This is a genomic window from Acidithrix ferrooxidans (assembly GCF_000949295.1).
In the GTDB taxonomy this organism is placed as follows: Bacteria; Actinomycetota; Acidimicrobiia; order Acidimicrobiales; family Acidimicrobiaceae; genus Acidithrix; species Acidithrix ferrooxidans.
On the sequence record NZ_JXYS01000070.1, the window covers coordinates 48,327 to 57,433 of the forward strand.

Genomic DNA, 9,107 nt, shown 5'->3' on the forward strand with positions numbered 1-9,107 from the left:
ATATCAGTTTTCGACCATTACGAATCGTCTAAATCGATTCGAGAGAGAGGAATACCCGGTGAACTATCCTACTTCGAACAAGAAGCTTATCGATTGGGTGAATGAGATAGCGGATTTATGCGAGCCTGACGCAATTCATTTTTGTGACGGCTCAAAGGAGGAGTTTGATAGCCTTGCAGGCGAACTAGTCAACAAAGGTACCTTCAAGAAGCTCTCGGATGTGCGTCGGCCTAATAGCTATTGGGCCCACTCGGACGCAAGTGACGTGGCTAGGGTGGAGAACCGTACCTTTATCTGCTCTAACGTTGCAGATGACGCGGGTCCTACCAATAATTGGATGGATCCATTTTCGATGAAATCGACGATGACAGAGCTCTATCGCGGTTCGATGGTGGGTCGGACTCTATATGTGATCCCATTCTCTATGGGGCCATTAGGATCGCCTTTTTCAAAGATCGGTATAGAGATAACGGATTCACCCTATGTCGTGACCAACATGAGGATCATGGCCACCATGGGCACCGCGGTCTTGGAGGAGCTAGGCGCAGATGGTGATTTTATTCACTGCTTACACTCAGTTGGAAAACCTCTAGCTTCAGGCGAGCAGGATGTTGCATGGCCATGTAATCCGCAAAATATCTATATCTCACACTTTCCAGAGACGAGAGAGATCTGGTCATTTGGATCAGGCTATGGCGGAAACGCTCTTTTGGGCAAGAAATGTCTCGCTCTTCGGATCGCCTCAGTTGCGGCTCGGGACGAGGGGTGGCTCGCGGAGCACATGTTATTGTTGAAGTTAACTTCGCCTGCCGGAGAGGTTCATTACATGACTGGGGCCTTTCCATCGGCTTGCGGCAAAACTAATCTAGCGATGTTAGTGCCAACACTTGCGGGTTGGTCGGTTGAGACATTGGGCGACGATATTTGTTGGATTCGAGTCGGAGAAGATGGTCGGCTTTGGGGACTTAATCCTGAAGCTGGGTTTTTTGGTGTCGCTCCTGGAACAAGCTATGCAACTAATCCTAACGCCATGGACACTATGGTTCGCGATACGATCTTTACCAATACTGCTCTCACCGCCGATGGTGATGTCTGGTGGGAGGGCATCGACGGTGAGATGCCTTCGAGCCTGACCGATTGGCAAGGGAACCGCTACGATCCTGCTAGCTCTAAGCCGGCCTCTCATCCCAATGCTCGTTTTACCGTAGGCGCAGCACAGTCTCCGCACATTGCGCCAGAGTGGAACGACCCTAGAGGTGTTCCGATTTCAGCGATCTTATTTGGCGGTAGGCGACGATCATTAGTTCCGCTGGTTTCAGAGTCGAAGTCTTGGGAGCACGGCGTCTTTCTAGGTTCCACTATGGCGTCAGAGACGACTGCTGCTGCGGTTGGTGCCGTTGGAAACTTGCGTCGTGATCCTTTTGCCATGTTGCCATTCTGCGGATATCACATGGGTGACTACTTTGCACATTGGTTAAGTTTTGGGGATAACAAAGAGCTAAAACTTCCTAAGATATACCTTGTCAATTGGTTCCGAAAGGACGCTGACAATAAGTTCCTTTGGCCGGGTTACGGTGAGAACTCAAGAGTGCTAGCGTGGATCGTCGACCGCCTTGAGGGACGAGCTCAAGCGAGTGAAACTCCATTTGGATACGTTCCAGTTAGCGACGACCCAAACTTTGATGGCTTATCTATAGATAAAGCCCGCCTAGAGCTCTTGAACCAGGTTGATTCGACAGAGTTGGCTAGTGAAATAGAGGCGATTTCGGCACACTTTGCAACCTTTGGCGATAAGTTGCCTGCTCAACTTATCGATCAACTAAATGCGCTGATGGGATCCAACGGTAACTAGGGGCTAAATAGAGGCCATAGTTTGCCATCAAAGTTGCCCATAGTGCTGTGTGGAGCAGTATTAGGTGGAGTAGCACTGTGTCGAGCTAGCACTGTGTCGAGCTAGCACTGTGTCGAGCTCGCTGGGCCTAATTATGAAGACGCTATGAATAAGGGTTTATAGTAGGGAGCCTCTGGCGCAAGGGTTCTAATACAAGGGCTCTAGTGCACCTGTAGCGATTGTGGTTGAAGATCATTGAATTGCTTATGAACGCGAAGCGTTTAGAGGCAATTCAATGATCCCGTTCTAGCCAATCGTCTCTAGCTAATTGTCCACGAGAACCACAAGTTTTTGGTAACCCAGATACATCGGCGATTGAATCAGCTTAAAAGGTCTGCCAAAAAAATGTTCGGAATCGTTCGGAGTTGCGCAATTTCCTCAACCATCCTGATCCTCACCGTAGTCAAAGAGAACTTGCCCAATCACTCAAATTGTTTTGTTGAGTGCTTATATCCTGATGCGAAGCTTACGAGAGACGGTAATCCAGGTTATGGAGCATGTGCCCAAAGAACTTGGATTAGAGGATTCGATTACCCTATCAAAGGACGATACGTAAAATACAACATTTAAATGGATCAAGATCCTCAATGTGAAATTGCTAGAAATCTATCAAAGTGATCTATCACGGACACAGAGGAGCGTACCCAACTCATGCTTGGCAGAATTTCTATACCGATTTAACCGAATGCACTCTAAAAATTCATTGGCCAGCTACTTCTCAATAGATGTGTCTTTGCTTTTTTGCATCCGTTACTTCGACTTCGAGAATCAGAGTTCAAATGGCTCCTGCTTGAGAAATTTGACAGGGATAATTTGTTATGACGGCTGGATTGGCAATTGTGGCATTTAAAGAGGGGTAGATTACGCCAAATGGGATGTGTGGTCTTTTGTCGTGGCTGGGGAAAGGTCATTCAAAACGTTAATGAACTAACGAAACGATGAATAAGATCAGGATAATTAAAATTGCAATGCCAATTAGTCTGCGGATCACGACTCGTCCTCCTTTCTTCTTTGAATGAAAGGATTTGACCTTAGGGTGCAATCATCAACTTGGTCAGGTCTTGAAGACATCTTTTGCCTTTTCGGCTATTCGTTTGAGGTTGGCTCGCGCCTGTTGGGACTTTCCATGCGCCTGTAGGCTTCTGTTACCGGTGATTTTACCGATCTTTGCCTTTACTTTGCCGATCAACTGCTGAACCTTGTTTTTGATTTTGTTTTTGGTGCTCAAAGCGTGCTCCTTAGATATGGGTTTGAGGGATTGACGTTGAGTTTTGAGACCGAGCGTGTCGATCTATTGTGGGTCAGGTAGGTCGGCGGTGAAGGATGATACTGGCCGCACAAGATCTGAGACCATTGCTTGGAAAAGTTAGCCTTTTGGGAGGGGTCGCATTGGCACCCTCACTTACGCTCTTGGGAAAGACTTTGATGCTGAATCCATTTTGCCTCCACTTCGACGTGCCTAGCCGTTGGCTGGGTCGAAGGAAGCAGGGTCTGGGCCACCTTCCATATTTATTTTAGCATAGAAAGTGGGAGATTGGCAATGATTCTCTAAAGAGTGCTGTTAGTGAGTAGTACTTGCCTTCCAACGCCTGCCAGGTCATGTGCTGCGGATACAAACCTTGGCTCTCCTTAAACTCGCAGGTTCCGCATTTAAAAGGGTCAGAACGCCGATGACGGTGCCTCTGAGTCGCATTGGCAACGCGTGCACGGAGGCAACCGGCATTAAGAGCTTGGTTCGAGAATTGGGGCCACCGCTTGCCGGTGAGTGCCAGTCCTGGTTTACGACCGGTAAAGCAGTTCAAAGGCAGTCTAGGCGGGTACCTTCCTCTGACTGCAGCTCCAACAGTGAATGGATTCCGATTAGGACGCCATCATCCTTAGGGTACGGTCGGGACCATTTGCATTAGCCCAGCAGCTGCGACTTCGATAACATCGACACAACGATGTGCCAAGACAGTCAACAGCTCGACGAAGTCGAATCCTACCATTAGTGTATCTGCTAGTTCTACTAGCGTCTGGGTTAACTTTGCCTCTCGGGAGGTAGTCACCTTCTCGCACTTCCTCTCCAAGTGGGCTGGTTTGGTCCATGGCGGTTAACCGTGGGCCAGAAACGAAACGCGTTTGGCGTAACCTCTAAGGCCCGCTATTGGACGGTACAGTGCGAGAGCTCTGTGAAGGCGCACGATTTCTGCGTGAGATTTGCTGTGTCGGGCTGCTGGAAATTGAGAATCGTAAACAATGGAACTAAAGTGACCCACCTCCAACGATAAAAAATACCGTATAAATTAAACAATGCTCTTACGTGGAGAATGCAACCAACGCGATCGCAGTCTCTTTCCGCTAGGGGAGGGCAAGCCGCCTCAGCCTTCTCGGCCCTATGGGAAATTGTAACACCGGACAGTGAAAATCTAATAGCGTTCGTAGTCCAGGGATGATGAATCTCATCATTACATTTAGGCCATGAAGGATAGATCGCCAATGTCTTTGGCTGGCGGTTTTCTAGTAGCTTGAAGCTTTGCATGTCTTTATTCGCATGTCTACAATTGGGTCTCAGCCTAGAGTTGCGGTGGTCGATTAAGGTTGGGAGCCACCATGGCGATGTAGGAGTTCGAGGGCACCCCGGCGGGCATGACCCACGACGGTGGCGTCGTGGTCAAGGTATGCGGCAGCCATAGCGCCGTCGTATAAGGAAACGATCATGGCAAGGAGACCGGGGTCCCGGTTGGTTTCACCAATGAGTTCGGAGAAGGTCTCTCTGACACGTTGACGATGGGCAGCGACCTGCTCGGCGACTGGACCTTGATGAGGGAACTCTGCAGCTGCGTTGATGAATGGGCATCCGCGGTAACCAGGGCTTGCGGCTCGATCGGCGAGGAGATCGAAGGCCGCGATCACCATCGGGGTGGAGGAGGAAGATGGCTTCATTCGGAATCGATCTACTCGCTCGCTCACTGCAGTGGTCCAAGCGAGGCTTCGGCGGGCGAGGTAGGCAGCGACGAGTTCGTCCTTGCTTGCGAAGTGGGCGTACAGGGTGGCTTTGGCGACGCCGGCTTCGGCGATGACCCGGTCGACTCCGATTGCATGAATGCCTTCGGCGTAGAAAAGGCGGCTAGCAACATCGAGAAGCCGATCGTGAGCGCTTAATATTTTTACAACCATCTTTTTAATCTTATCTTGAGGAAATAAATAGACAGATCGGTCTGTTTTTTCGTCTGTACGATGGATCGACGTGTGTGAACACAGATCAACAACAGGGGAGACAATATGACTATAAGTCTTGCGGAGCAGCTTAAGGCGCAGAACCAAGCAGGCAGGGCAAGGATTCCCACCGAGAAACTAGCAGTGATGGACCGGGCAACGGCAGATGTGGCCGCCTCGGGAATCGTGGGATCAAGCCTTGGGGTGGGTGCTATAGCTCCTGACTTTAGCCTGGCGGATGCTAATGGATCTAAAGTAGAGCTATCTTCCCTTCTTGCGAAGGGTCCGGTGGTGCTTGCCTTCTATCGGGGTGGTTGGTGTCCATATTGCTCAACTGAGTTGAGAGCGTTGCAGGCCAAGCTACCTGAGATTACTGCAGCAAACGGTACTTTAGTGGCGATATCGCCTCAGACCCCGGACAATTCGTTGTCGACGGCGGAAAAACTTGAGCTCGCTTTTCCGGTCCTCTCCGATGAGGGCAACCGTGTCGCCGATTCCTACGGGCTTGTCTTCACACTCTCCGAGGATTTGCGAGAGGTCTATGCCGGTTTCGGCCTCGATCTTCCTAAAGCCAACGGTGACGATACTTTCCAGCTGCCTCTGCCGGCAACCTATGTTCTCCGTACTGACGGGACCATTGCATGGCGCTACGCGGACGCTGACTATACCAAGCGCGCCGAGCCCGATGAAGTTATCGCTGCTCTGAAAGCACTATGAGCCCAGCAATAAGGATCTCGAATCAAGAACTCGTCGGCTAGGCCGGCGTGTTCTTGATTCGAGGGGATGATATCATCCATTTGTCTTTGATCAATTCAATGTTCTATTTCCGACCTTATGTTGAAGATTTGGTCGGGGCCGCCCAGTTCTTAGTTGAAGAGGGCCACTTACTTAGAGGAGAAGCATAATGGCAGAACTTGACTTTTATTTTGACCCTGTTTGTCCATTCGCGTGGATGACGAGCAAATGGGTTCGCGAGGTTTCGGGGCAACGCGATTATAGCGTTGAGTGGAAGTTCATCTCGTTGCGTCTCGTGAATGCCAAGATCGACTACGCGAGCCATTTTCCAGCTGGCTATGAGCGAGGCCACTCAGCTGGTCTAGAGTTGTTACGAGTCGCCGCAGCAGTTCGCAAGGAATATGGGAGTGAAGCGATTGGATCACTGTACGCGGCCTATGGGGCGGAGATCTTCGATTCGCCCCCCGGTCGTCAGGCTGACCTGCATCGAGACCCGGAGGGTTTTGCGGCGCCGATCCTCGAAGGACTCGGACTTCGCGTTGGGCTGGCGAGTGCGGTGTTTGACACCACCTTTGACCCTGAGATCCAAGAAGAGACCGATCGAGCGCTAGCCTTGACCGGTCGGGATGTAGGCACTCCGATTCTGCATTTTGAGCCTCCTGAGGGTCCTGCATTTTTTGGCCCGGTTATTAGCCGACTTATGAACCCTAATGAAGCCGCGGAGCTATGGGACCACGTTGTTGCACTTGCACGTTTTGGTGGTTTTGCAGAGCTGAAGCGGTCACTGCGCGAGACGCCACAGCTACGCGCATTCGGGATCGAAGAGGGAGTGGTTGGCGCCCAAGAGGATTGGCACCAAGGACATCGTCGCGACACTGCGGGAAGCTGAGGCTATGAATAGGACTCTCCTCAGTCGATTCGGTATATCGTGAGCGCGCCTGCACAACGACCATCGGTCGTAGTCTTCGATGTCAACGAAACCCTGTTCGACCTGTCCGCGCTCCGTCCTAATTTTGAGGCGATGGGTCTACCTTCTTATGCTCTTGATTGGTGGTTCGCGGTCGTGTTGCGTGATGGTTTCGCACTCGCTGCTGCTGGGGACGCGTCAGCCTTCGTATCTCTGGTTGAGATTGCCTTAGATGAGGTCTTCGCCTCATTTGGTCGCAATCCTCCCACGGATGTGGCTGCCGGCCTGCTCGACGCCTTTAGGGAGTTACCGGCTCACGCTGACGTAGGGCCAGCCTTTAGACGATTGGTCCAAGCCAATATCCCCGTAGTTGCTCTTACCAACGGAAGCGCTTCGGTTACGGCTGGCCTGATCGAGCGGGCGAGCCTCTCCCATCTCGTCACCCACGTGCTCTCGGTCGACTCGGTAGGTTACTGGAAGCCACGGCCAGAGGCATACCACTTTGCTAGCAGGGAGGTAGGAGTTGAAGCGGGGCGACTCGCCATGGTTGCGGCACATCCTTGGGATCTCAATGGTGCTTCGCGGGCTGGTCTTGTTACCGGTTGGGTGAATAGAACAGAAAGACCGTGGCCCAGGGCCTTTACTCAGCCTCATGTTGAGACTTCAACGCTTGATGGTGTTATAGACCGACTATTGGCTTTGCCATAGGCGTAGCGGTTGATGAAGCGGTCTTAAGCCTACTGTCGTGGGTCTCGATTGACTGGTCCAAAATTAATGTGATTTTTGGATCGGGTTGTTTTTATATCAACAATTCTAAGCAAAATCCAAAGGGCTGTTTTGTCAATTAGTACCAGTTCCTTGTAAGAGCCCGTGGTCCCAGATCATTGGAGTGTGCCGAAAAGTGAAGCTTTTTGCGCACTCCAATGATCGCCAATTGTCGATTGGGTAGCAATGCTCGTAAATATCGTGCCTCGTGGTGTGCCATTGGGCAATGGCTTGACTTAAGTGCTTATTTTTATTGATAATTGCTTTATGCCGAGCTAGGTGGCTCCGTTTGCCATCTCTCCGCAAAAGACTATTTCTGAATTAAAAGTTTCAAATGGCGCGAACTCGTACCGACGTTCCATATGCACAGATTTCAGTTCCCATGTTTGCCATTTCACAGGTGTCAAAGCGGAATGCAATTACTGCGTTGCCGCCTTTGGCCTCGGCTTCCTCAATCATACGCGACATGGCTTCGTTTCTGCTTTCGGTAAGATTTTTGGTGAGTCCCTTCAATTCTCCACCCACGATTGATTTGAGACCAGCTCCAAATTGTGAACCAATATTTCGCGAACGGACTGTCAGACCAAATACCTCTCCCAGTACCTCATCGATCTCGTATCCAGGCAGATCATTCATGGTGGTTACAAGCATCTTTACCTTCTTAAGTTGTGTCTTAGTCCACTTGTCTTATAATTTAGCCCTAAAAATTCTCACTGCGCACTGAAGATTGGCAATTTAATACATACTTATCAAGTTTCGTAAGTTTCGCCTCCACCGAGACCAGATTGGAGCTAATCTTTAGTAGAACAGATGTTCGATAAAGGAGGCATGGTGGATATCTCAGGCTTTATGGTACGCTTCGCTTCAGAGGAAGCATGTGAAGATCATTTGATCAAATTGCGGTGGAAAGAGGGATTTAGATGCCCAAAGTGTGACTCTGACCAGTTTACCTTAATCAGGCCAAACCATCGAAGAAATGCAGCATCTCGAGCTCCACTTTTTCAATGTAAATCTTGTCACCGTCAAACTAGCGTTACCTCCGGAACCATCTTCCATCGAAGCCATATCTCTTTATCCAAGTGGTTCTCCGCTATCTATCTATTGTCCAACGACAAGCGTGGTCTTTCGGCTACTACCATTGCTAAATTCGTTCAAGTATCTTATTCGACTGGCTGGTTGATGCTAAATAAGCTACGAAAAGCAATGGCTGACCGAAATGGTTTATATAAACTTGGAGGAAACGTCCAGGTAGATGAGTTCTTTTTAGGTGGTGAGAGCCATGGCGAAGGCAGAAGAGGAAAGGGAACAAAACAAACCAATGTCCTAATTGGAGTGTCGATTAGCAATGGTGCTCCTACTCATTGCTTCATGGAAGTAATCAAAGATACCACTGCTAAATCATTCAAAGATGTTTTTGTGAGACGTTTAGATTCCGATACCAAGCTGATAAGTGATGGTAACCCAAGTTACGGGGTATGTGCTCGAGACCTTGGACTAGCGCACTGGTTCACTCTATCCAAAGACGAACAAGCACATGTAACATTCAAATGGCTCAACATCCTGATAGGGAACTGCAAGAAATTTATCGACGGAACATACCACGGACGTGAG

9 protein-coding genes are annotated in these 9,107 nt (G+C 49.9%); 5 read left to right on the plus strand and 4 right to left on the minus strand.

From position 1 onward, the window contains the following. Positions 1-58 precede the first annotated feature (58 nt). Entirely contained in the window at positions 59-1,852 is a 1,794-nt protein-coding gene (locus tag AXFE_RS10695; protein WP_052605852.1) for a phosphoenolpyruvate carboxykinase (GTP), read from the plus strand. Positions 1,853-2,945: 1,093 nt separating this feature from the next. Here the strand turns inward: AXFE_RS10695 and AXFE_RS18525 are convergent. The 3 genes from AXFE_RS18525 to AXFE_RS10705 form a co-directional block, all read right to left on the minus strand. After that, the gene (locus tag AXFE_RS18525) at positions 2,946-3,119 is read right to left on the minus strand and encodes a CsbD family protein (RefSeq protein WP_082058676.1); all 174 of its coding nucleotides are present in this window, start codon (positions 3,117-3,119) and stop codon (positions 2,946-2,948) included. A gap of 649 nt (positions 3,120-3,768) precedes the next feature. After that, positions 3,769-3,939, minus strand: coding sequence for a hypothetical protein (locus AXFE_RS20025; RefSeq protein ID WP_160291830.1), 171 nt, complete (start codon positions 3,937-3,939; stop codon positions 3,769-3,771). Positions 3,940-4,465: 526 nt separating this feature from the next. Beyond that, complete coding sequence (locus tag AXFE_RS10705) at positions 4,466-5,050, minus strand: TetR/AcrR family transcriptional regulator (protein WP_052605854.1); 585 nt, start codon at positions 5,048-5,050, stop codon at positions 4,466-4,468. Positions 5,051-5,155: 105 nt separating this feature from the next. On the opposite strand from AXFE_RS10705, the gene AXFE_RS10710 reads away from it, so the two are divergent. From AXFE_RS10710 to AXFE_RS10720, 3 genes are all read left to right on the plus strand, one after another. After that, positions 5,156-5,806, plus strand: a complete 651-nt coding sequence (locus AXFE_RS10710; protein ID WP_200891259.1) for a peroxiredoxin-like family protein — start codon at positions 5,156-5,158, stop codon at positions 5,804-5,806. Positions 5,807-5,993: 187 nt separating this feature from the next. Further along, on the plus strand, positions 5,994-6,713 hold the full coding sequence (locus tag AXFE_RS10715; protein WP_052605855.1) for a mycothiol-dependent nitroreductase Rv2466c family protein: 720 nt from the start codon (positions 5,994-5,996) through the stop codon (positions 6,711-6,713). Positions 6,714-6,752: 39 nt separating this feature from the next. Next, entirely contained in the window at positions 6,753-7,439 is a 687-nt protein-coding gene (locus AXFE_RS10720; protein ID WP_052605856.1) for a haloacid dehalogenase type II, read from the plus strand. Positions 7,440-7,826: 387 nt separating this feature from the next. On the opposite strand, the gene AXFE_RS10725 is transcribed toward AXFE_RS10720, so the two are convergent. Then, positions 7,827-8,147, minus strand: coding sequence for a YbjQ family protein (locus tag AXFE_RS10725; protein WP_052605857.1), 321 nt, complete (start codon positions 8,145-8,147; stop codon positions 7,827-7,829). Between the two features lie 180 nt (positions 8,148-8,327). On the opposite strand from AXFE_RS10725, the gene AXFE_RS10730 reads away from it, so the two are divergent. Beyond that, the coding region (locus AXFE_RS10730; RefSeq protein WP_052605858.1) for an IS1595-like element ISAxf1 family transposase at positions 8,328-9,107 on the plus strand (780 nt) is incomplete at its 3' end.